This window comes from Cryptobacterium curtum DSM 15641, from assembly GCF_000023845.1.
GTDB lineage: Bacteria > Actinomycetota > Coriobacteriia > Coriobacteriales > Eggerthellaceae > Cryptobacterium > Cryptobacterium curtum.
This window is the reverse complement of sequence record NC_013170.1, coordinates 1,204,652-1,226,897: the sequence shown is the minus strand read 5'-3', so window position 1 is coordinate 1,226,897 and position 22,246 is coordinate 1,204,652. Positions and strand designations below refer to the sequence as shown.

The window sequence follows — 22,246 nt, the reverse complement described above, 5'->3', positions numbered from 1 at the left end:
CCCAAATGAAGCCGCTAATTAGAGTGCGCAGGTTTTGGCGCCGGCTCCAATTCGAGTGCGTCTTGGGCGCCAACTAAATTGGGGTCCCAATTCGAGTGCATCGCTTTCAGCACCAGTCAAATGTGCGTTTCCCTTTGACTGGCGTGTCATTGGAGTGACGCTTTTCTATAAATGAACAGGTTACTGGCAATCTGGTATGGTTGATACTTCCAAAATAAGATATATTGATAAGGTCAGAATATAACCAGAGTAAGGTCAAGATGCTCACGTATGACATGGGACAGCGCGGCGAGCTGCCGTTGTACGATTTTCTGTATCGCTGCATCCGTGACGACATTGTGCGGGGAATTATTGCTGCTGACGAGCGGCTACCATCCAAACGAAGCCTTGCTGACCATTTAGGTATTAGCATTATTACGGTGGAAGGCGCGTATCGCCAGCTGGTGGCCGAAGGATATGTACAGGCGCGAGAGCGGCGGGGATACTATGTCTGCGATATACCCAAGGGACTTGCGCCGCGGATTGGTGGAAGGCTAGCGACGTCGGCAACACATGCGCCAACACATATATCAACGCATTCAGAAACACCGGTGTTTCTGAATGGCAACAACTGGTCGGATGCTTATGGTGGTACTGCCAGTTCCATCAATGCTACCAATTTCATTGGTAGTGCGCATTCCAGTAGTACGGCAAGCCCCTTCAATATTGCGAGCGTTATTGATACCGCAAACGCAAACACTCCCAGCAGCGCAAACGACCAAAAGTATTCAGCGGTGCCACTCGCTGATTTTTGCGGCAATGCAGCAGGGGCTGGTACATTGCCATACGAAGGGTGGGCACAGGCGACCCGAGCGGTACTGTCCGAAGAAGGGGCAAACAGCCTATTGGCAGCCTCATCAGGACAAGGATCACATCGTCTTCGTCAGGCGATCTGTGCGCACCTCCGAGGATTTCGAGGGATGGACGTTGATCCCAATCAGATATTGATTGCTGCAGGTTCGCAATATCTGTACCAGCTGATCGTGCAGTTGACAGGTCGCGACCGAGAAATAGCTCTTGAAACACCGGGATATCCGCGTCTGCAGCATATTTATAAGGCTATGGGTGTACATACGCAGCCACTGCCATTAACTGAAGAAGGTATGAGCCTTTCCGCTTTACGGGCGAGCACCTGCGATACCGCGCATGTGATGCCTTCGCATCAGTTTCCAACGGGGCAGGCTATGGGAATTGCTGCACGCTATGATTTACTTTCATGGGCAGCTCAAGATGCGCATCGATTAATTATCGAGGACGATTACGATTGCGAGTTTCGCTTGGCGGGTCGTCCACTGCCAACTCTTGCGAGTATCGATACGCTTGGGCAGGTTATTTATCTGAACACCTTTGCCAAGACGTTGGGGGCAGGATTACGTATTGGATATGCGGTTCTGCCGGTGCATTGGATGCAGCGCTATCATGATCAGCTCGGTTTTTACGCATGTACGGTTGGCGCCCTTGATCAATTGGTGCTCGCGCATTTTATGGAAAGTGGTGCGTTCGAGCGTCATATAAATCGTCTGCGTGCGCGTTATCGCACCGTGCAAGATGCGCTGGTTTCGGCCTTGCGCGCTTCATCTATTGCGCCGCGACTTCGGTTGAAATCGCTTGATGCGGGCATCAATTTTCTTATGGGTATTACCAGAGTTAATGAAGAAGCATTTGCGCAATCGGCAAGCGAACAGGGAATATTACTTGATCCGCTTAGCCGGTTTAATCTTGGCATATCATCACTGATCAGCGAAGACATTGCAGCAATTAATGATGATGCTGAAATAACCAATGAAAGTACTTCGACAGCCTGGTTTGTCATGAATTACACGATGATCTCGATTGAGAGTATTCCGCAGGTTGTGGAAGCACTTGAACGTGCGAGTGCTGCTGAGAGATAGCAGCACGGCTACGCAACCGGCTATATAGCGCAAATTGACTGGTAGTACATTTCGTGTTTTCTGTATGGGAAGAGCAATGCGGTGGCAAAAGCTATTCCTAAATCAGAAAAGTTACTTTAAACTTTCATATAGTCTTGTTTTTTGTTTTAGAGGGAAGATATGGAAAATGTAACTTTATACAAAAGTGACTACCCCGGGTCTTTTGCGCGAAGATTTGGCGTAGGTGCCATTGCAATTGCTCTTGTTGGAGCAATGGCAGCCATTGGTATGTCCTTTGCAACGCACCATGCGTTTGCGGAAGAATCGCAATCAATCAATCAATCAATCAATCAATCAATCAATCAATCAATCAATCAATCAATCTAGATTCCTCTGAAGCCCTTTCGTCGGGAGAGTCGAGCGAAGAAATAGCTACCGAACTCCCCGAAAATGAACTCTACGCACGCGCTTTACGTGCTCCTCTTGCCTCACCAATTAGTGATTTCAGCGCCACTGTTACAGCTGGCGGTACAGCTATGCATGCTGGCGATACCAAGAATATCACTGGCCAAAAAGTAACCATTACCGGCATTGAGCTTAAGTTTACGCTTACTCAAGATGGCACGCTTCATGCGGGCGACAAGATCCGTATTCCGGTGACCCTTACGAACAACAGTTATGCTGCCTATTATCGGGCGCTTAGTTCTGACACTGCGGTAAATATTGGTGGAGTTGGAACACTGGAATTCGACCATTCCAATCCCTCTGATCTGGCATATGTCATCACGGTAGACAGCAGCTTTGCTGCCCTTCCCAATGGGTCGCAGCGGGCAATCTTGGCAAACGTTAGTCCGGCATCTGGTACGTACCTGCAGGCGACATCAAGTCATAGCAGTATTGGGCTGACCATTAATGGATCTTCCTTTACCTTCACACCGGTGCCGCGGACGTTCCCGAAAGACGTGGGAGACTTTTCTACCAATACGTATGCTTACGACAGTGCGAACGATCGAATTGATATCGCTACGGGTATATCTGATGCGAATTACATGAATAATATGCTGTCATCCAATGGCACGAATCCAGGGGATACAGGTATTCCTGAAGGTGATCTTATTACCATACAGCGGGCGACAACTATAGGATCAAGCGTGATTAATACGCTTATGTCTAACAAGCCTGGTATTGTATCGCCGAAGCTCAGCGAAGATGGTACCTATATCGTGCAAAATGATTCTTCGACTGGATTGTCGGTCGATAATGGGTCGGCGACTGCTGTGACACTTCCGGCTGACGCAACAGATACACAGATAATACAGGCGCTGAAGGCAGCGGGACCAAATTCTCGCGTTATGATAGAAAATAGCGACGGCACCTATACGTTTGCTTACAACTTTGGCAAGCTTACTGGTCCAGGTTCGTTAACGTATCATGACGTGCGTTCACAAGACGATATGGCATCATACAGCGATCAGTATCAGGAAATCGATCGAACGGATGCTGTGAACGCGCATGCAAATAGTGTTCTGGCTCATACCAATATCCTGCATGGGTTCAATCATGTAACAGCATTTTTCTTCTCGGATCAATCCGTCGTTAATACCGTGCGCGGCACGTCGACGCGCTATTCCGTGACGGACGACGGCACCATAACAGAGCAGAAGACCAACAACTTCCAGGCTTCAACGCGGATTTCAAGTGCACGCTCAGAAGGACAGAGCAAAGTTACTGTGCGCTATGTGGACACCGATGGTCACGAAATTGACACGCGCGCCTTTGGTTATGGGTTCCCCGCTGGTTCTCCTGTCGCTGCTCAGTCGCCTGATTTCAATACGCAGCCAAAGACCATTGCAGGTTATACGTTAATAACGGTCAATAACCCCGTAACGGGCGTTCCTGGTCAGCAGTTGACTACTGCGACATCAATTCCCTTTGAAAGTAACGATAAAGAGGTCTACTTCGTTTACTCAGCGAACAAGGGTAAAGTAACTGTAACCTACATTGATGATACGACGGGTGCAACTCTTGAAACCAAGGAATTGACCGGGGCATATGGGACAACGGATTCATATACTACTGCGCCGACTATCCATAACTATGAAAACCAGGGCTATGAGCTCGTGTCTGATAACTACCCGAGCGGCGGTGCTTCTTTTAGTAGTACGCCTCAGCAATTTGAGGTTCATCTGAAGCACGGCACAGAAAGTGCTCAGGAAACGAAGGATGTCACGTTGACGGTTCGTTATCATGGTGCTGGTAGTCTGAACCCGGCAGACAATGTGCAGACAGCTCACTGGACCCGCAGCGTAACGAAGGATAAAGTTACTGGTCAGACAACGCCGACTGGTGCATGGACATCTGACAAAACGTCTTACACGACTGTTGTGACGCCGGTAATCGCAGGTTATACCGCCGACAGGGATCAAGTGACTGGCATGACGGTTACGATGGATGACATTGTTGAAGACGTTAATTATTCGGCTCAAGATGGTCAGACACCCAATCCAACCCCAGACCCAGAGCCGTCTCCTAACCCGGATCCGTCTCCGTCACCTGATTCTAATGGAGACGAGCCCGAGAAGACAACAAACATTCTTCCCGAAACGGGAGATACGGGATTACTGCCAGTTGCAGGTATCGTTGCTGGTTCCGCTTTAGTGCTGGGTGCTTTTGGTGCTGTTCGTCGCTTTAAAAGAGGGTAATAGGTATATCTTCCTAACGAAATAGAAGAACGACACAGCTGGGGTTTTAAACTCCAGCTGTGTTATTTTTTGTCCTTTAACCCCTCAAGCCTAAGCAAAGATTTTCTAATCAAAACGAGAGCAAAATCTGATTGAGCTGCCCTTACAAAACCCAAAGGTTTCCTGTATCTGACAGAGGCAGGCAAGTATATACCTCATCGGCAATATAATACGAAAAATAGGTATATAATTTAAATAATAATTGCCGATAGAGGAAACAAACAACGATGCAGGATTTCGTTTCAGTGAAGCAGGCGGCTGATATGTGGGGCATATCGGAACGATCGGTGCGCAACTACTGCGCTCAGGGGCGCGTGCCTGGAGCTTTTATTACTGGCAAAACCTGGAATATCCCTGCCGATGCAGAAAAACCGAGTAGGATGCTGTCGGAAAAATTAAAGCAACGTGGCTTTTTACAGGTGTTGCGCGACGAAAAAGACGCGGGGATGCCGGGTGGTATCTATCACCGCCTGCAAATAGATTTGACCTATAACTCTAATCACATCGAAGGTAGTAAGCTCACGCACGACCAAACGCGCCTTATATTCGAAACCAGAACTATCGGCGCGCAAGAAGGTGTGGTGAACGTCGATGATGTAATAGAAACGGTAAACCACTTCAACTGCATTGATTACATTATAGACACGGCGGGTAAGCAGCTGACTCAGGCATACATTAAGCGGCTTCACCTTATGCTCAAGACCGGAACCAAGGATGCGACGCGCGAATGGTTCGCTGTGGGCGACTATAAGCAGCTTCCTAACGAGGTTGGTGGTGTTATGACCACAGAACCCGAAAAAGTGGCGGAGTCTATGGCTGATCTTCTTGATTGGTATGAGGCTCAGGATCAAATGGGCATAGGCGATATCTTAGAGTTTCACTGGCGCTTCGAACGTATTCACCCTTTTCAAGATGGAAACGGGCGTATTGGAAGGCTCATCATGTTAAAGGAATGTCTCAAGCATAACGTGGTGCCTTTTATCATTACCGACGATATTAAAACCTTCTACTATCGGGGTCTTGCAGAATACCGTCGTGAACCGGGATATCTTGAAGGCACGGCACTTAGTGCTCAGGATAATTTCAAGAAGCTGTTGCAGCAGTTTAGAATCCCATACGAGGACTCACGAGAAGGATAGGGCAGTAGTTATTTTGTTCCCGTGCAGCAGTGGATTGCGCGCATACCGATGAATACGGCAGAATAAAGCGGCTTTCGCGAAAGGATATCTGTGGAAACCTTTGAACTTGTTCTTATTCTGCTTGCGTGCGTGATTCTTTCTGCCGTGCTCGACCAGGTGGTTAGGCGCGTATCGCTTCCTTTGGCTCAGATAGCTATCGGTCTTATTGCTGCCCTTATTTTGCCTGCAGTCAATGAGGTCTACATCGAGTCGGAGCTATTTCTGGTGTTGTTTATTGCGCCATTGCTCTTTAATGAAGCGCGCGAGGCGAATATTCGTGCGCTGTGGACGAATAAAGGATCCATTCTTTCGTTAGCTATCGGCTTAGTTTTAGCCACTGTGCTAGTGGTGGGTTTTACCCTCAATTGGATTGTCCCTTCGATACCCCTGGCAGCGGCTTTTGCCTTGGCTGCCGCGCTTGGCCCAACCGATGCTGCTGCTGTTGGTGCTTTGGGGTCGCAGGTCAACCTTTCGCGTCGCCAGAGTACGCTACTTTCAGGCGAATCACTCATCAATGATGCGTCGGGCGTCGTGTCATTCCAGTTTGCTATTGCAGCAGTAACAACTGGTGCTTTTTCAGCAAGCGAAGCCGGTGGAACCTTTTTAGTGTTGTTCGTTGGCGGTATTGTGGCGGGACTTCTCTTCGGGTTTATAGCAACCGCTACGTCGCGAATTCTGCGACGGAGTGGTGTTGAGAACACAACGGTTCATGTGCTTTACGAAGTATTCACACCGTTTATTGTGTTTTTGCTGGCTGAAGCGCTTGATGTCAGCGGCATCTTGGCAGTGGTGGCTGCAGGGCTTGTTATGAGCGATCGTTCACCGCGCCTTGTCTCAACTGATTTGGCGCGACAAAGCATGGTGTCGAATAGCTTTTGGGAAGTCATTGTCTTTCTAATCAACGGCGTGATTTTCGTGATGCTGGGTATGCAGCTGCCGCAGGCGGTATCCCCTACACTTAACGGCGATTTTTCCTTCTTTGAACTGGTAGGACTTGTTGTTGGTATCACTTTCCTTGTTGTGCTCTGCCGTTTTCTGTGGATTGCAGCAATGGAGCTTATTCATCGCGACGAAGAAACCGGCGAACGCGGTATAACACATATTCGCAACGCCTTAAAAAACGCGCTGGTGATGACCATAGCGGGACCTAAGGGTGCCGTTACGCTCTCCATTATTTTTACTATTCCCTACACGCTTGATAATGGAGTGCTGTTTCCTGCGCGCGACTTTCTGATCTTTTTGGCTGCCGGCGTTATTTTGCTGACGCTGCTGCTTGCTGATACCACTTTACCGCGTCTGATTCCAAAGGATGACGACGCTGCGGCAGACGATGACCGTGCCCTGCGGCGCGCAACAATAGAGGTTTTGGAACGAACGATTCAAAAGTTGCGCAGTTGGCAGGTTGAGCACGCGGATTCTGAATACACGCCCGCCTTGCGCTTGACCATCATGCGCTATCGTACGCGGTTAGTGCGCGAACGCATGGAACTCGATCAGTGCGGAGCGGCGCTGCGAGAACTCAACGACGAAGTGCACGAAAAGCAGCGCGCCATGATGAATGAACTGGAGTCTTCCATCAAGGAGGATTCGTCGCTGAGCTTTAAAGAGCGCACTACGTATCAAGCCATGTTCAATGGTATTCGGCGCTCGATTGGCTATACCCAGAGTGCACGGGTGGGATCGCGTGTCCATGTCATCATTGGTCTCTTGGGAATCGCGGCGCGTCGTCGTCAACATTATGGCGAAGAGATGAATAGCTCCGATGAGCAGCTGTACTACATTGCCTGTTTGTATGCGATTGAACTTGAACAAGCTGCGATTGATTATCTGGAAGAGGTTATCGCTTCTTCTTCATTGGCATCGGGCAATTTAAAAGCAGAAGTGAGGGCGGATGCGAAAACGGCTGTAGAAGTGGGGTCCGATTCGAGAGGCGGCTCAACATTGCAGCTAGATGCGCAAGAAAAAGCGGAAGTGCAGACAGATACGATAACAGAAATAGAATCACCAGCAGATACGGCAGCAGGAGCACAGAACAATACGCGTGCTGCGGCGGCTCGGGTGCTTATCAACGAACATCGTGCGGCGATTGAGTCGCTTGAAAGTCGCATCAGCCAACGGCAAACGCTCGTTTCCGACATGCTGAATGATTCTACAGGTGACCAACCTGCTGAGGTAGGGGGTACGTCATTCGCTGAGCAGTTTGGCCAAGCGCGTAAGTATGCCGACCAGGTTGATGCCTATGTGCTCGATATTGAACTTGACGAGATCAGACACCTGCGCAACGAGGGCAAGATCACTGATAACGTTGCGCGTGAACTGCGTAAAAATGTGCATCTACTGCAGATGAGCCTCGACACAGAATAATAGTAGGTATTTATTCGATTTTTGTACGATTTATAGTGTCAATTAGCTACTTAGTTGCTCTAAAGGAACAACCAAGTAGCTTGAGGGTCAGACAGTTACATTATGCGCTTGATAAACCGATCAAACACACGGGTGGGCAACACCGCATGTAAGAAAGCCAGTGGCTTTGCGCCAGATCCAATAAGGTAACGTGGTTTTGAGTGAGGGGAGCCCACTGCCTTAACAATGGCGTTTACGACAACATCGGGGCTGCTGACTGCGTTGCTGGCATACAGGTTACGTATGGTCTGTGCGGTTTGCTGGGCAACTTCCTTGTAAGCGCCATTTTGTGAGGATTCTTCCAAGTGATCAGCGGCAATATCTGCCCAAGGGGTCTTAATGCCACCTGGTTCTATGATGACAACATTGATACCAAAAGCATCTGCTTCCATGCGGAGGGCATCTGAGAATGCTTCGAGAGCATATTTGGTGGCGTGATACCAACCACCCATAAAGGTAACCATACGTCCTGCAACACTCGATATGTTGATGATGGTTCCTGCCTGTTGTTGGCGCATATACGGCATTGTTTCCTTTACTAAGGCAGCCACGCCAAAAAGATTCACGTCGAATTGGCGGTGCGCTTCATCAAGCGGCACATCTTCGATGGCGCCATAGCTTCCGTATCCAGCATTATTGATCAGCACATCAATGCGTCCTTGTTCATCAATAATCGTCTGAACAGCCTGTTTACAGGATTGTTCATCGGTTACATCAAGTTTGATCGCATGCACGCCATATTTTTCAAGTTCGGTGATTTTTTCAACTCGCCGTGCGGCACCATATACGACATAACTCGCTTGTGCGAGTTGTTGTGCCGCGGCGAATCCAATACCGCTGCTGGCACCTGTTATAAGGACAACCTTGCTTTGATTGTCCTGGTTGTTCTGCATGGTTTTGTCACTCAAGTCTTCATGAGCGTTTTTGCTATTCTGACTGCTTTGAGCATTCAAGTTATTCAAATTGGTTGTCACCTGGTCTGCTTGGCCACGTTGCCCGCTTAGGCTGTCTTGCGCCATGGATAGCTCCGTTCAGGGAAATGGTATATCCCAGACAAGCACATCGTACATAAGTACACCTCACCATTGTACGGTGAGGTGTACTTAGTATCTTATATGGAGTGTCAAAACGTGCCAATGACAATGATTAAGCAGGGTGGTTTATAGGTTAAACCGCTGAGCTTGCCTTTGTGCGCCCTACTGCCAATCCAACAGCGAAAAGAGCTGCAGCAAACAGAAGGCATATACCGCAATCGGCGAATAGTGGCGAGAGCGCTTCAAAGGATATAGACGTTACGTACTGCGTGCCGCCAATAGCTTGGCTTACCCAGTATCCTGGTGTGAAGTGAGATACGGCCACTACTGCATCGGGCAGATATTCTACCGGTACCCAAGCGCCAGCTAAGAAAGAAAGCACCATGCCGAAGATGTTTGCGATGGCATTAGCTATACGTTCATCAAGTCCGAGCTGTCCCAAAAGAAAACCAATCGATGCCGAGGTAATCGCATAGGCAAGTAAGGCTGCGGCAGCAACAGCGAATAGTGGCAATGCCTGTGCTGCTATGTCGTTTTGGAAGTAGCCGAAACCTACAGCAGTTATCCAGGCCCAACCGATTATCCCAACGGCAAGGCAGGCAAAAAACACTTGGGTGCCGCGTGAAAATCCAGTAAGTGATGTTGCCCGCAGTCGCCCTGCCACTTCTCGCCGATTGAGGGCGGTCATAAACACAGATATCGCAATAACACTGAAAGCGAATATCGGATAGATTGAGAAGCGCAAGAAAATAATAAGATTATTCGGCAGCGGGGTAGTGTCCTGTTCGATAGATTTCACCTCAGCAGCCTGTGCCATGGTCTCTTGTGCAGAAGCGACTGCTTCAGCGGGGGAAGACTGGGCGATAGCTATCTGGTTATAAATCTGATTGAGATACGCTTCGGTACGTGCATCCATAAGCGAACCTTCAGCTGATTTATAGCTCACGATAGTCTCAAGCGCTGGAGCATTCTCGCCGCTCGTGGCCGCCTGTTCCAAGGCGCTGCCATATCCTTGCGGAATAATCAGGATGTATTGGATGGTACCTTGCGCGGTAGCATCCTGCAGTGCTCGTTTTGTATCAGCCACTGTCTGAATCGTGCCGACTGATTCAAGGTAGGTAGTTACACCGTGTGAAATTGTGCTCCCATCGCGATCAATTACGGCTACCGTGGGTGCACTATTGGTGTTTTGATCAGTGGCGCCTGTTGATGGCTGTCCGGTAAACAGGCCAAACATACTCATAAGCACCAGATAGATTAAGATGTAAAGTCGATGCGCTGCAACAATCTTAAGCGCGGTTCTAAAGACGTGCATAGCTCATTCTCCTCATACGAATTAAGGCGACGGTGAAGAATACGGCAGCCATTATCAGGATCGCTGTACAATTTTGAAAGAACGGATCGAGTGTGTCGTAATACAGCAGACTGTAAAAGCCGTGCGCTGTTTGCCACAGGGGATTTAAGGAAGCAAGCAAGGGGAAATTTTGTTCAAAGGTACTTGCAAAACTCATGGCTGCACTGCCATACAGGCCGGTGAATAGCGACAGCAGAGTGATAATGCCGCTGACAATACCGCCTGTTATACGTTTGAAAGTTCCAAGAGCCATGCCAGCTGCACAGGACATAAAGCTTGCTGCGGCAATGGCGATATGACAGAGTTCTACGTGTTCTCCGAAATTAATTCCTACGACGATTCGTATAAAGTAGAAGGCGACAAGTAAGCAGACTAAGGTGCAGAGCCACGAACCCATAAATATACTTGCCAGTACACGCCAACGGGGAACACCGGCCATTGCTCGACGCGCCCCGAGTTCTGAAGCGTCGGGCATGGCATCTTGTGTGGCAGCTAGCGAAACCATAACGCCCATGCCGCAGGCAAATGCCAGAAGCGAAAAGTAATAACGCACTTGTGGGTCGCTTGGTGCTTGTGTAATTTGCTCTCGCTCTGTTGAGATATGGGGAGTTTGCAGTTGTGCTAGTGCTTGAGCATCGAGTTTACCATTTTTAGCAAGGGATTCAGCCTGGTCGCGCGTTTGGATATACGACGTTATAACAGCCTTGATAATAGGAATAGCTGTCTGCTCTGTTTCTGAAAGTGAAGGAGTGACATGAATGGTGGGATTGCCCTCTTCCACATCGAGATATCCCGAAATGGAACCTTCTTGAACCGCTTCTTCAGCTTCTTGTGCAGAAGTAAACGAAGTGGCGTTAATAAGATGGTTTTCGCCATGAGCATCTGAAATTTTTTCGACGAGCGTACTGAGGCCAGGTGCTTTGTCATAAGCGGAATCTGCTACAACACCGAAGTCGATAGCGTGAGCAGCATAAGAGTTCGCAAGACCCGAAAACATGGCCATAAACAGCAGTGAAAGAATAACAGGAAATATAAATGCCCAGATGAGGACCATCTTATCGCGGAAGAGTCGTATCACCTGATATTTGAAGAGTGTATACATCGCCTACACCTCATCACGTAAGGCGCGTCCAGTGATTTCCAGAAATACGTCGTTTAACGTTGGTGGCTCAGAGGAAAGACCACCGTAGGCTATCTTTCGCTCGGCGAGACAGCTGATTACATCAGTAAGATTGTGAGCGCCAGCGGTGCAGTCCACCAGCAGACGGCCTGCCGTGTAGGAAACTGTTCGTACATGAGGGAGGCGACGGAGCGCTTCAAGCAGTGCTTCATCTACCCCATCGCGTACTTCGACACTGATGCGTTCTCCCAGACCAACGAGGGCCTTTAATTCTTCGGCAGTTCCACTGGCAATCTCGCGTCCGCGATCCATAATCATAATGCGATGGCAGAGTTGCTCGACCTCTTCCATGTAGTGGCTGGTATAGATGATGGTAGCGCCCTGTGCGTTGAGGTGTTCGATGCCGTCGAGTATGGCGTTACGGCTCTGTGGATCAACTGCTACGGTTGGCTCGTCCATGATAATCAAGTCAGGTTTATGAGCGATACCGCAGGCAATATTCAGGCGGCGTACGAGTCCGCCAGACAGTTTTTTTGGGCGGAACTTCGAAAACTTTTCAAGCCCTACGAATGCAATTGCCTCATCCACAAGTTCACGTCGCTGGTTTTTATCGGCAACGTATAGAGCGCAGAATGCATCGATGTTTTCACGTACGGAAAGTTCGTTAAAAACGGCTACTTCCTGTGGCACGATGCCGATACGTCGTTTCAAGTCGTACGCAGTGGCGCTCATCGGCTTGCCAAAAACGTTGATAGTACCTTTATCGTAGGAAAGCAGCTGGAGGATACAATTGATAGTGGTCGTTTTACCTGAGCCGTTTGGTCCAAGTAGGCCAAATATTTCTCCTTGGGCTATTTTGAATGACAGTCCATCGACCGCTACCGTTTCCTTGTAGCGCTTCACCAGTCCCGATACGGCAACTGCTTCGTCGGTCATGGTGCTCTCCTTTCCAATAGGTTGAATTTTCTTGTTTGTATTGTCTGTGCATCAGTGGAAGTGGGGAAGTGAGCGCTGTCACTTCAAGGTCAAGAAAGGCATGACATTTGTCATATAATCACCCCCATGAATGAGCTTGTGGATAAAGGGCTATTGATTTGCCTCTGTGTTGCGTCTGCCCTTATTGGGAGCATGGTTGATGCTGTCACAGTCGATGCTGTTTTAGTGGCATGGCTGCTTGCCGCCATTCTGATAAGCGCATCCTGCATCATTTTTCGGACGAATTCGTTTGCATGGGTTGCGCCCATCGCGTATGTCTGCGCAAGCTTTTTTGGCATGCCGTGGTCGTTTGTTGGGTTGCCGCTTGTTGTGTACGATTTGGCACGCCAGGGTGTTCTTCGTTCTCGCAGCTGGGTGTTGTTGCCAGTTGTCTGCAGCCTTCCGTTTTTCGGAGCGTTTATTGTGCTGTCGGCGCACGAGGCAGGTAGGGTGCTTGTTTTAGTGAGTGCCGTTATCTGCCTTTCTGCTTTATTGCTGGGAGTTCGCAGTGCTCAGGTTCACCAGGCAGTTAAACAATCCCATGCGTTGCGAGATGGATTGCAGCAGGAAATGCTCAAGCTGAAAAGGGCCAATGCGCGTTTTCATGAGGCTCAGGATGCTCAAATTCGCGCGGCAACTCTTTCGGAACGTGCCCGCATTGCGCGAGATATTCACGATAACGTTGGACATCTACTGACACGGCTCATCTTTCAAGTGAAAGCCCTGCGTATATCCTGTACTTCTGGTTATTCATTTGACGGCCCTTCCAGCGAGGTGCCTGATAGCTCTTCTCAGGTAGCGGTGGATGGCTTTTCTAACGCGGTGTCGGATACGTCCTCTAATAGGGTACTGAATGGTTCTTCCAACACAGCACTGGATAATTCCCCTCACGGAGTGCCGAATGGTTCTTCTGAGGTAGTGCCACTAAATGCGCCTCTCGGTGTGGCACTCGATAAGGAGCTCGCTGAAATAGAGGCCACTTTGAATACCGCGCTCGATTCGATGCGCAAAAGCGTACATGCCCTTTCTGATGAAGGGGAGGACATGCCAACGGCGCTCAATGCGGTTGCGTTGCATTGCGGCGTTAGCGATGTTCGTGTGAACTGCACGCTTGATGACGCAGTGCCACCTGCTGTTTCTCGATGCATTGTAGCGGTGGCAAAGGAAGCGCTTACGAATGCAGCAAAGCATGGGCAGGCGCAGCGTGCATGGGTGACAGTTGTCGAGTATCCTTCCTTCTGGCGTCTTACGGTAGAAAACGATGGCACGCTACCATCGGGCGATGAAACGAGCGGTGAAACAGGTGAAAGTTCGCTTACCCATCTTCTCGATCAAGAAAGAGGCTTAGGTTTACGGTCGATGCAGGATCGGGTTGAATCGCTTGGGGGCATGATAGACTTTCTTAAAACTCCGCGATTCACTGTGTTTGCTACCTTTCCCAAGGAGGTCTCATGAGGGTAATCATCGTCGATGACGATCCCATTGTTGTGCGGTCTCTGGCTGCTATTCTTTCAGCCGAAGGGGATATCGAGGTGGTTGGACAGGCGGATTGCGGTCCTGCGGCAGTTACCCTTTACAGCCAGCTGAACCCCGATATTCTTCTCATGGATATCCAGATGCCTGCTGGCGATGGGCTTTCTGCGGGAGAAGTGATACTTAAGACCCATCCGAATGCTCGCATCGTTTATTTGACGACGTTTTCGGACGATGAATATCTTGTGCGAGCGCTCAAAATGGGTGCGCGTGGCTATCTAATTAAGCAAGATATCGCCCAGATTGCCCCAGCTTTGCGTAGCGCTATGGCAGGAATGAGCGTTTTAGAAGGTGACATTCTTGAGCGAACCGGCGCCTTTAGTCGATCTGTTGAGGACTTTTCGGCCGACCGCCTGCGTGCCGAAACATTTTCTGTATTAACCGATCGTGAATACGAAGTGGTTGAAGCAGTTGCAGAGGGCCTCGATAATGCTGAAGTGGCACAGACGCTTTATATGAGCGAAGGAACAGTGCGCAATCACATCAGTACGATCCTTGCCAAACTGGGCCTTAAGAACCGCACACAGATAGCGGTGCGTTATTATCGTGCATCCCTTGCTGACTGATAGCTGGTAGTGCCATGGAAAATATCGTGTCATACCTTGAACGTGAGCAGCGTACCTTCGACGAACTTCCTTTCAACGAAGTCGATTCACTTGTTTTTTCTTCGCTGTGTTATCTCAGGTGGGAGAGGGCATGTTCACGTGTTCCATCTGTTGTACTTGACGCCTCTTCGCCGCAGGGCGTGCGACTACACGATGTACTGTCTCTGTGTGATATCAGCGCGATCATGCAAGGTAATTGGCTTGAGGATTCTAAAGAGACGCAGCCGTTTTTACAGGCGTGTCGCGCGAGCCGCCGCCTGCGCGATGTAGTGGTGGCTTTTTATGCCGATGAAATATCGGAGGCAATAGAAAAACAATTCAGTGCTACGACTTTTATCCTCACGAATACGGGCGTAGCGGGAAGTAAGCCGGGCGCCGGTTGTCTTTCGTATGTTGCTTTTCGGGGAACCGACGGAACGTTTGCGGGGTGGAAAGAAGACTTCAACCTCAGCTTTATCGAGGTCATTCCCTCACATCGTTCGGCCGCTGCCTATCTTTCGGGTATTGCCGATGCACTACCAGGGTTCCTCATTGTTGGTGGACATTCAAAAGGCGGCAACCTTGCTGAATATGCAGCACTCACCTGCGCCGATGTGGTGTTTAGTCGTATTCAGGGCGTCTATAACCACGATGGGCCGTCGTTTCTTGAAGACCCGTCACCGCGTGGTGCCACAGCGGCGTTTGAAACGATCTATCACAAAACAGTGCCCGAATCGTCGATGTTCGGAATGATTCTTGAACGTAACGACCACTATCACGTTGTTTACTCATCGGCTCATGCCGTCTTTCAGCACGAGCCATTTACCTGGCAGGTGGAAGGATCAAAATTCGCTTGCAAAGATGGGCTAAATGCTTCGGCTATCTGGTTTGATACCGCGCTGGATCAATGGTTGCGTCAACATGACAAAGAAGACCGCGAACGGTTAGTCGATACGGTATATGCAGTGCTTGCCGCTGCTGGCGTGCCGACCTTTGCAGATTTCCAACAAGATCTGCCATCTAATATCAGAACGGTTATCGAAAAGGGAGTGCGTCTGAGCCCGCAGGAACGGGAATTTGTGTTTCGCGTTATATCCGACTTTGGTGCAGTTCTACGTGATGAAGCGCTGCAGAAGGCCAGGCCAAGTAGTTTTTCGCCCTTCTTTCATTTCGGTAGTTCAACAAAAGAAAACGCTCCTGTTTCCGACGATACATAGATGGGTTATGAGCAGCGCATACGGCGCGCAGTTGCAATCGCTTAGTGGGATACTAAGGGCGTAACAATTACTGTTGCGCATGGCCAACCGATAAGAATTATGCGATCTCAGCGCAAGTAAAGCTCCATCTTCGGCTTAGCAAGATTTAGCCTATGCAAGTTCAGTGGGCCACACAGCGTCGTCAGGCATCCTCGCGGTGCCATCGGCGATATCAGCAGGAATAGAGCTGTCGGTCTTCATAAGGTCGTTGACGCTGAGTACGCGGTAGCCATCTGCCATCAGTGAATCGATAATCTTGGGCAGGGCTTCAAGGTCTTGGTCGCGCTTACCGCCACCATCGTGCATAAGAATAATAGCGCCTGGTTTAATGCCAGAAAGAGCATTCGAAACAATTTTGTCGACGCCAGGTTGTTTCCAATCCAAGGTGTCCTGGTTCCAGAGAATCTCTGATGAGATAAGCCCGCCGCTTGCAAGCCACGAATTCATATCGAAGTCACCGTAGGGTGGGCGTAGCATGGTGGTTTCTACGCCGGTTGCCTGCTTGATGGATTCAGCTGCCTGCGAGAGTTCATTCCTTACTTCTTCGGGAGTATCTTTAGTAAGGAACGGGTGTGAATATGTGTGGCTTGCAATATGGTGACCAGCTGCGATGACCTTTGGTGGGATATCCGACAAGCTATCAACATTCTTGCCAATATTGAAAAAGGTGGCACTTACATTGCGGTCAGCGAGGATATCAAGATAGTCTTGCGTAAAACTACTGGGGCCGTCATCAAAGGAGATACCCACGACTTTCTGATTGTTATCAGGGGTGATATTGCAATTGGTAATAATGCAATTTTGCGCTTCTTGCAGCACGTCCCCATCGGCAACCTCGCCTGATTTTTTGCCCGTGCGGATTTCCTTTTTCCCAACTTTGCCCCACTGAGACACGTAGCGAACAGCACCGCCTTTAATGCCGGTCGTTTCGAGCTTGGGCTGTGTTTCTTCGATTGTGACATCGTAATCTTCCATGATGTCAGCACCGTTGCCAATTTCGACCGTTTCGCCTCCTGCGGCATGCCAGTTTGCTGCTTCTTCTTTGGAAAAGAGTTTATTGTCAACCGTCAGCGAAAACGCATCGCCAGCCCCTTGCGTGAGCGTATTGCCAGAAACAGAGATAAGATTGCCCGGTTGAGGGGAAAGACCCTGAGAATCTATGAGCTCTTGAGCAGTTATGCCGACAGGAACGCTGATGGGTGATCCATTAAGGGTAAGGGCGACCGATCGGTGCGTGTAGATAAAGCCACCCGCGATACCTACTACGGCCACACTGCCGAGTGCTACAAACCCACGACGAGTAAGTGAACTGGATTTCTTGCCTTTTTCAATGGAAGGACGTAAAGGGACAACTGGCGTTGTCGAGGAGACTTGAGAGGGTCCAGGCGACACTGCGTGCTTACCTTGATATGCAGTCTTGCGGTCGTTTTTCACAGCACTCCTATCTGATGGTGTTTCAGACCATCCACTATACCCTTATCTGACGAGTTAATTTGTTTAGCAGTTAATTGAGCTTATCGTATTACGGGGTTTCCGCTTGCGTTTAGCGCGCCGCGTTAATACCGGCGATGGCACCATCAGCCACCGCAGTTGCAACCTGACGCACCTGCTTAACACGGATATCCCCAGCAGCCCAAACACCTGGCAAACTTGTCGCCATTTCTTCGTTTACTTGGATAAATCCGTTATCCAGTTCTATCTGACCAGTATAGAGTGCCGTGTCGGGGGTGCCGCCGGCAAACACGAAGACACCGCAGCCTGGATCGTCAATTTCAGTTGTCTGTCCGCTGTGGAGTGATTCGATATGAAGCCGCTCGACGATTCCTTTGCCATCAAGCGCCGTTACGCGGGAAGAAGGGATAATTTCAATATTGTTTGCAGACAGTGCTGGTTCTCTAAATTGAGAAATGCACGCAAGTTCATCTTCGACGCAGATGATCGAGACTTTCTTTGCGAAGCGCGCCAGATACAGGGCTTCTTTAACAGCGCCGTCAGCGCCGCCGATTACATACACGTTTTTGCTCTGGAACTTTCCAGCTTCAAATTGAGCGCTTTTGCAAGCAAGCTTTTCGCCAGGAATGCCGAGCTCTCGCTTCTTTAGGCCGTTGGCAAGGATGATGCGTGGTGCACCAAAGGTTTTCCCAGCAGTGGTGGTAACAGACTTTTCTTCATCTGTGAGTTTAGCGAGTACAACGCGCTCTCTGATAATGTCAACACCTGCATCGATCGCTTGCTCTTCGAGCCTGCGAGCAAACTGTGCGCCTGTTTCACCGCTCGCGACACTTGCGTAATGGGTTACGGTAGAAACGCGTCCAATCATGCCGCCCACAGCCTGCGCTTCAAATAAACCAACTTGCTTGCCGCGACTAGCAGCATAGACAGCAGCGCTAATACCTGCTGGACCTGCGCCAATAACTAGGACATCGTATTGTTGCATAACCACTCCTTGGTATGATCTCCGAGTCGATTATACGTCGCTCAATTACTTTCCGTTTAAGGTTTACGTTCTTGTAACTTTACGAGTTCATTCATTCTCTGTTTTGCGAGTTTGTTTGGTCTCTTGGTTGTTTTGTAACCCCATTCAATTCACGGTTTTGGAGCAGTGTCGTTCTGATTGGTGATCCAGCTTTGCTGTTCATGACATTGTCCTTTCGCCGGGGTACAATTTGTGTGACCACCTCGTGCGGGGGTATTGTGTTAGTTGACCCCTCGCCCGAGGTTTCCGCTATTTAGCAGGGATGGTGATAGTGATTTTCACCTTCCTGCCATCGGTCAATGTGACCGTGTAGCGGGGTGTCACACTTTGCAGGGCGGGATTGCGAAAGTGGTTCTGCCCTAGTTTTATCTTGCAAGTTGCATCGATTATTCGGGATGAGGGTACGGACGATTTCCTGACTTATGTCCTTTACCTCGGACATAATAAAGTCGTATGGAGAGATCATCGAAGAGGAAGCCCGAGAGGTTATCGCTCGAAACGGTGGAAACTTTGAGGATCCTGTTCGTCTGCCCGAATACTCGGAAAGTGAAAAGTAGCCATGTTCGCTGATGATTTCGCCGTAATTGTATACAAGGTACTTATCTATATCATGGCGTGTGCTAAGACAGAAGGTATAAACAATGGTAGTGTCTTTTGATAAGGCGTTAAAAATCGCTCAGGAAAAATACCCGCACCGCATTAATCATTACGAGGAGTATAAGAAGTATTTTGTATTCGTTCACAATGATGGAATTAAACGAATGGGCGGCGATTACAGCCCAATTGTGATTAGGAAGTCTGACGCTCAAGCACTAAACTATGCTCCCATATTTTTCAATCTCGACGCTGATGCCGAAGATGTGGGAGAGGTTATCTCCGAAGGGAGTGTATGGATTAATTCCTGAGTTGGTCGACTATAGAAGCTGCTCTAGATTGACGATTCAGATATGCACAAGCGCCCGGATTCGAACCGGAGTCTCCTCAATCAAGGGTGCTCCATTCTGTGCTACTGCTTGCGCTTCTTTCATTCGTACAAAATATCGTCAACCATTTGCCGTTTAGATTTTGGAGCAACGCTATTCGGACTAGTAGCCCAACTACCTATGCTACATTAGATGCACGCAATACAGTTATGAAGGAGAGTCTTATGGGCACGGTAATGGTATCCATAAGAATCCCGAGTGATCTAAATGATCGATATATGCAACTTGTAAAGGAAACAGGCAGGTTGAGGAGCTTTTATATTAACGAAGTTCTTGCTGAGTCGATCGACCGTCTGGAGTATGAATACGGGGTTCTCAGGCAGATTAAGGCCTGTCGTGCGGGAAGGCTTGAGACTTACAGCCTTGACGAGATGAGGGCACACTGTGGCTTGGAGAATTGAGTTCTCAAAGGTTGCAGATAACACGCTGTGCAAGCTCGACCGTTTACCAAGGCAGTCGCGAGGAGGTTCGCGGAACAATGGCGATAAGTTACTACATAGATGAACGATACCAAGAAGAGAATATGAAGTTGGGTAAAGGGTGGATTAACTGCGATGAAGATATATCCGCAGATGATTATATACGTCGCCACGCGTCACCTGAATATCTTGAGTGGTATGAGCGGGAGACAGAAGAGATAGAAGAGCTTCATCGCCAGTCTCCCGACGAAATGTGGTAGTTAAGCCATGTCATCCGACGATTTCGACGTGATTGTCTACAAGGTGCTCGCCTATATCATGGCGTGCGCTAAGGCTGATGTAGCTCCGAGTATCGCCAAAGCCCGCGAGATTTCAAAGGCTGGCAGTGTGTACTGGGCGATGGTAGCCCGTTCAATGGTAGCCGACGGGTTGATAGTCGGCGTTAGCGTCGAGACATACTACGACGGTACTAGTGAGGTTACTGCCGGTACAGACTTCGGCATCACACAGAGGGGCGCGCAGTATCTACGCGACAACGCAAAGATGCGAGAGGCTGCTCATCTTCTCGGCTCAGCCTTTACGGAGAGCCTCCCCATACTGATGGAGGCCACAAAGGGGCTCTTGTAAAGCCGCACTGTCGGGGCTTTTTCATATTTCTAGTTCGCACGACAATGTGGGCTCATACAGGTTTTGTTTAGTGCGCTGTCCGATTCATGTCTGTACGAATAAGGCTTTTGATATAGCCGGACATATTTGGTTGGGCTTCAAGGTATTTAACCACGTCAAGTTCATGATGACTAAAGCGAATCGTCTTCGTGATGGTCTTTTCTTTATTGTATTTTGCGCTTGCCCGTCCTTGTGCTTTGCTATAAGCCATTGCGTACTCCTTACCCTACTGTTTAGAAATGATACAATTCAACCGAGAAGTTCACCCGCTGACCTTGCAGGGGGTTTCAACTCCTCGTTTGTGATAAAGGCCACTTTTCTACCATGTTCTCAATAATATGAGTGGCATTTTTGACCCCATCTTCTTCACGAATTATCTTACCTGTTGAAGCAGCCTTTTCAACTATGGCTGGGCTTTCCAATTCAAGCATCAGGCGTACTAGTAGATCTGGTGTGGCGTTCTTTTCTTTCAGTGGGTTCACGCCAACACCAAGAAGCTGCATTCTTTTAGCCCAGAAAGGTTGATCAACAGAAAAAGGCATAATCAATTGGGGGATGCCTGCCCGCAATGCAGCTGCTGTAGTGCCCACCCCTCCATGATGAACCACAGCCTTCACATGGGAAAATAGTGTTTGATGTGACATCTCTGGCAGCACGCAGATCCTGTCGGTATCGTCACAGTCTATTCCGCTATTACCGGTTAACAAGACAGCACGATTATTTGACTGCTGCAATGCAACTTCGAGGTTAGAAAGAAACCGATCAGGCAACTTCAGCGGCATACTACTAAATGTTATTGCAATTGGCTGCGGCCCGCTGCTCAGAAATTTCTGCAGCTTATCGGGAAGGTTGCTATTTTTTTCAGCGGTGTAGAAGAACCCAGGTAAAGATACCCGATCGTTCCAGCTTGTTACTTCTGGAAACAACAGACTGCTTATTGGGTACATGATAGGAATGTCCCGCTTCTCATCGTGCAGGGTATATATTCCTGGCTTGCGCGGTTTCCAAGAAAGCTCATGAACTCGAAAATCATTTATTAGTTTGATTAACGGGCGCTCTGCCATGTCATTAATCCGATAACTCATTCGGTTTAACCAAGGTCCAAGGTTCCTGGTGGTGCATGCGAGATTTGCGAATTCCTTGATAGGGTATATCGTTGGTATTGGCGGCATACTGATGCAGGGAATGTCGTAATAAAGCGCGATATCAACTGCACCAAGAGCCTTTGGGTGATACACAATGCAGTCAGCGTCTTGAGCGGTTACCAAAAACTCGTGCAACGTTTTTCTATAAGCGGGATTAATCACCTTTTTAGTGAGCGCAAGCGCTTTGTGGAAGTTGCGGACAGGATGCTCCATGACCGTTTTGCCTTCTGCTGTTTTTGCAAGGGCCATTAAGTCCGAGCTGGTTCCTATGAAAGAAACGCCGTGCGATTCAATGAGTGTGCGAAAAGAGCCGCCCGTACAAAGTACGGCTTTATGTCCACAGCGAATGAGTTCTTGAGCTAGGGCAAGGTATGGCTGTACATCTCCCCGTGAACCCAATGTAAAAATGCATACGCGCATGCCGCTACTCCTTGGTTTAACCGAAGGTATTGTAAAAGAAATGGGGCTC

Annotated in this window: 20 protein-coding genes; 12 read left to right on the top strand and 8 right to left on the bottom strand. The window is 49.0% G+C overall.

Features of this window, described 5'->3' with window-relative positions:
* The first annotated feature begins 260 nt into the window (after positions 1 to 260).
* From pdxR to CCUR_RS05320, 5 genes are all read left to right on the top strand, one after another.
* Positions 261 to 1,931 (top strand): MocR-like pyridoxine biosynthesis transcription factor PdxR, encoded by a 1,671-nt coding sequence (gene pdxR, locus CCUR_RS07285; protein WP_012803455.1) that lies wholly within the window; start codon positions 261 to 263, stop codon positions 1,929 to 1,931.
* Between the two features lie 159 nt (positions 1,932 to 2,090).
* Positions 2,091 to 2,297, top strand: coding sequence for a hypothetical protein (locus tag CCUR_RS07560; protein ID WP_012803454.1), 207 nt, complete (start codon positions 2,091 to 2,093; stop codon positions 2,295 to 2,297).
* Positions 2,298 to 2,446: 149 nt separating this feature from the next.
* Entirely contained in the window at positions 2,447 to 4,612 is a 2,166-nt protein-coding gene (locus CCUR_RS07280; RefSeq protein WP_012803453.1) for a mucin-binding protein, read from the top strand.
* A 266-nt stretch (positions 4,613 to 4,878) separates the two neighbouring features.
* Positions 4,879 to 5,790: a Fic family protein gene (locus CCUR_RS05325; RefSeq protein ID WP_012803452.1), complete on the top strand. Its 912-nt coding sequence runs from the start codon at positions 4,879 to 4,881 to the stop codon at positions 5,788 to 5,790.
* A gap of 90 nt (positions 5,791 to 5,880) precedes the next feature.
* Complete coding sequence (locus tag CCUR_RS05320) at positions 5,881 to 8,193, top strand: Na+/H+ antiporter (RefSeq protein WP_012803451.1); 2,313 nt, start codon at positions 5,881 to 5,883, stop codon at positions 8,191 to 8,193.
* 95 nt (positions 8,194 to 8,288) lie between these two features.
* Here CCUR_RS05320 and CCUR_RS05315 read toward each other — a convergent pair whose 3' ends face one another.
* From CCUR_RS05315 to CCUR_RS05300, 4 genes are all read right to left on the bottom strand, one after another.
* Positions 8,289 to 9,251: an oxidoreductase gene (locus tag CCUR_RS05315; RefSeq protein ID WP_217189875.1), complete on the bottom strand. Its 963-nt coding sequence runs from the start codon at positions 9,249 to 9,251 to the stop codon at positions 8,289 to 8,291.
* Between the two features lie 148 nt (positions 9,252 to 9,399).
* The gene (locus CCUR_RS05310) at positions 9,400 to 10,581 is read right to left on the bottom strand and encodes an ABC transporter permease (protein ID WP_012803449.1); all 1,182 of its coding nucleotides are present in this window, start codon (positions 10,579 to 10,581) and stop codon (positions 9,400 to 9,402) included.
* Positions 10,568 to 11,722: an ABC transporter permease gene (locus CCUR_RS05305; protein ID WP_012803448.1), complete on the bottom strand. Its 1,155-nt coding sequence runs from the start codon at positions 11,720 to 11,722 to the stop codon at positions 10,568 to 10,570. Before CCUR_RS05305 ends, CCUR_RS05310 begins: the two co-directional genes overlap by 14 nt.
* Before the next feature lie 3 nt (positions 11,723 to 11,725).
* Positions 11,726 to 12,676, bottom strand: a complete 951-nt coding sequence (locus CCUR_RS05300; RefSeq protein ID WP_012803447.1) for an ABC transporter ATP-binding protein — start codon at positions 12,674 to 12,676, stop codon at positions 11,726 to 11,728.
* 138 nt (positions 12,677 to 12,814) lie between these two features.
* Between CCUR_RS05300 and CCUR_RS05295 the strand changes: the two genes are divergently transcribed.
* From CCUR_RS05295 to CCUR_RS05285, 3 genes are read left to right on the top strand one after another with little or no spacing between them, the layout of a single operon-like run.
* A complete protein-coding gene (locus tag CCUR_RS05295) occupies positions 12,815 to 14,170 on the top strand; it encodes a sensor histidine kinase (protein WP_012803446.1) in 1,356 nt (451 codons plus the stop codon).
* Positions 14,167 to 14,814, top strand: coding sequence for a response regulator (locus tag CCUR_RS05290; RefSeq protein ID WP_012803445.1), 648 nt, complete (start codon positions 14,167 to 14,169; stop codon positions 14,812 to 14,814). The genes CCUR_RS05295 and CCUR_RS05290 overlap by 4 nt, the downstream gene beginning before the upstream one ends.
* 14 nt (positions 14,815 to 14,828) lie before the next feature.
* The gene (locus tag CCUR_RS05285) at positions 14,829 to 16,049 is read left to right on the top strand and encodes an Mbeg1-like protein (protein ID WP_041225260.1); all 1,221 of its coding nucleotides are present in this window, start codon (positions 14,829 to 14,831) and stop codon (positions 16,047 to 16,049) included.
* Positions 16,050 to 16,199: 150 nt separating this feature from the next.
* Here the strand turns inward: CCUR_RS05285 and CCUR_RS05280 are convergent, their stop codons facing one another.
* Together CCUR_RS05280 and CCUR_RS05275 are read right to left on the bottom strand one after the other, a co-directional pair.
* Positions 16,200 to 17,522, bottom strand: a complete 1,323-nt coding sequence (locus CCUR_RS05280) for a polysaccharide deacetylase family protein (RefSeq protein ID WP_012803443.1) — start codon at positions 17,520 to 17,522, stop codon at positions 16,200 to 16,202.
* 109 nt (positions 17,523 to 17,631) lie between these two features.
* The gene (locus CCUR_RS05275; RefSeq protein ID WP_012803442.1) at positions 17,632 to 18,525 is read right to left on the bottom strand and encodes an NAD(P)/FAD-dependent oxidoreductase; all 894 of its coding nucleotides are present in this window, start codon (positions 18,523 to 18,525) and stop codon (positions 17,632 to 17,634) included.
* 680 nt (positions 18,526 to 19,205) lie between these two features.
* On the opposite strand from CCUR_RS05275, the gene CCUR_RS05270 reads away from it, so the two are divergent.
* The 4 genes from CCUR_RS05270 (at position 19,206) to CCUR_RS05255 (ending at position 20,593) form a co-directional block, all read left to right on the top strand.
* Complete coding sequence (locus CCUR_RS05270) at positions 19,206 to 19,469, top strand: hypothetical protein (protein WP_012803441.1); 264 nt, start codon at positions 19,206 to 19,208, stop codon at positions 19,467 to 19,469.
* Positions 19,470 to 19,711: 242 nt separating this feature from the next.
* Positions 19,712 to 19,948, top strand: coding sequence for a type II toxin-antitoxin system RelB family antitoxin (gene relB / locus CCUR_RS05265; protein ID WP_012803440.1), 237 nt, complete (start codon positions 19,712 to 19,714; stop codon positions 19,946 to 19,948).
* A 77-nt stretch (positions 19,949 to 20,025) separates the two neighbouring features.
* Positions 20,026 to 20,226: a hypothetical protein gene (locus CCUR_RS07555; RefSeq protein WP_012803439.1), complete on the top strand. Its 201-nt coding sequence runs from the start codon at positions 20,026 to 20,028 to the stop codon at positions 20,224 to 20,226.
* Positions 20,227 to 20,233: 7 nt separating this feature from the next.
* Entirely contained in the window at positions 20,234 to 20,593 is a 360-nt protein-coding gene (locus CCUR_RS05255; protein ID WP_012803438.1) for a YjcQ family protein, read from the top strand.
* Between the two features lie 67 nt (positions 20,594 to 20,660).
* Here the strand turns inward: CCUR_RS05255 and CCUR_RS05250 are convergent, their stop codons facing one another.
* Together CCUR_RS05250 and CCUR_RS05245 are read right to left on the bottom strand one after the other, a co-directional pair.
* Positions 20,661 to 20,843, bottom strand: coding sequence for a hypothetical protein (locus tag CCUR_RS05250; RefSeq protein WP_012803437.1), 183 nt, complete (start codon positions 20,841 to 20,843; stop codon positions 20,661 to 20,663).
* A gap of 76 nt (positions 20,844 to 20,919) precedes the next feature.
* Positions 20,920 to 22,197: a glycosyltransferase gene (locus tag CCUR_RS05245; RefSeq protein ID WP_012803436.1), complete on the bottom strand. Its 1,278-nt coding sequence runs from the start codon at positions 22,195 to 22,197 to the stop codon at positions 20,920 to 20,922.
* Positions 22,198 to 22,246 lie beyond the last annotated feature (49 nt).

Excerpts from the sequence above, each read along its gene's own strand:
- CCUR_RS05250 (WP_012803437.1), bottom strand. The coding sequence starts at position 20,843 with ATGGCTTATAGCAAAGCACAAGGACGGGCAAGCGCAAAATACAATAAA.
- CCUR_RS05310 (WP_012803449.1), bottom strand. The coding sequence starts at position 10,581 with ATGCACGTCTTTAGAACCGCGCTTAAGATTGTTGCAGCGCATCGACTT.
- relB (WP_012803440.1), top strand. The coding sequence starts at position 19,712 with ATGGGCACGGTAATGGTATCCATAAGAATCCCGAGTGATCTAAATGAT.
- CCUR_RS05305 (WP_012803448.1), bottom strand. The coding sequence starts at position 11,722 with ATGTATACACTCTTCAAATATCAGGTGATACGACTCTTCCGCGATAAG.
- CCUR_RS05315 (WP_217189875.1), bottom strand. The coding sequence starts at position 9,251 with ATGGCGCAAGACAGCCTAAGCGGGCAACGTGGCCAAGCAGACCAGGTG.
- CCUR_RS07560 (WP_012803454.1), top strand. The coding sequence starts at position 2,091 with ATGGAAAATGTAACTTTATACAAAAGTGACTACCCCGGGTCTTTTGCG.
- CCUR_RS07555 (WP_012803439.1), top strand. The coding sequence starts at position 20,026 with ATGGCGATAAGTTACTACATAGATGAACGATACCAAGAAGAGAATATG.
- CCUR_RS05245 (WP_012803436.1), bottom strand. The coding sequence starts at position 22,197 with ATGCGCGTATGCATTTTTACATTGGGTTCACGGGGAGATGTACAGCCA.
- pdxR (WP_012803455.1), top strand. The coding sequence starts at position 261 with ATGCTCACGTATGACATGGGACAGCGCGGCGAGCTGCCGTTGTACGAT.
- CCUR_RS05255 (WP_012803438.1), top strand. The coding sequence starts at position 20,234 with ATGTCATCCGACGATTTCGACGTGATTGTCTACAAGGTGCTCGCCTAT.
- CCUR_RS05285 (WP_041225260.1), top strand. The coding sequence starts at position 14,829 with ATGGAAAATATCGTGTCATACCTTGAACGTGAGCAGCGTACCTTCGAC.
- CCUR_RS05325 (WP_012803452.1), top strand. The coding sequence starts at position 4,879 with ATGCAGGATTTCGTTTCAGTGAAGCAGGCGGCTGATATGTGGGGCATA.
- CCUR_RS07280 (WP_012803453.1), top strand. The coding sequence starts at position 2,447 with ATGCATGCTGGCGATACCAAGAATATCACTGGCCAAAAAGTAACCATT.
- CCUR_RS05275 (WP_012803442.1), bottom strand. The coding sequence starts at position 18,525 with ATGCAACAATACGATGTCCTAGTTATTGGCGCAGGTCCAGCAGGTATT.
- CCUR_RS05300 (WP_012803447.1), bottom strand. The coding sequence starts at position 12,676 with ATGACCGACGAAGCAGTTGCCGTATCGGGACTGGTGAAGCGCTACAAG.
- CCUR_RS05290 (WP_012803445.1), top strand. The coding sequence starts at position 14,167 with ATGAGGGTAATCATCGTCGATGACGATCCCATTGTTGTGCGGTCTCTG.
- CCUR_RS05270 (WP_012803441.1), top strand. The coding sequence starts at position 19,206 with ATGGTAGTGTCTTTTGATAAGGCGTTAAAAATCGCTCAGGAAAAATAC.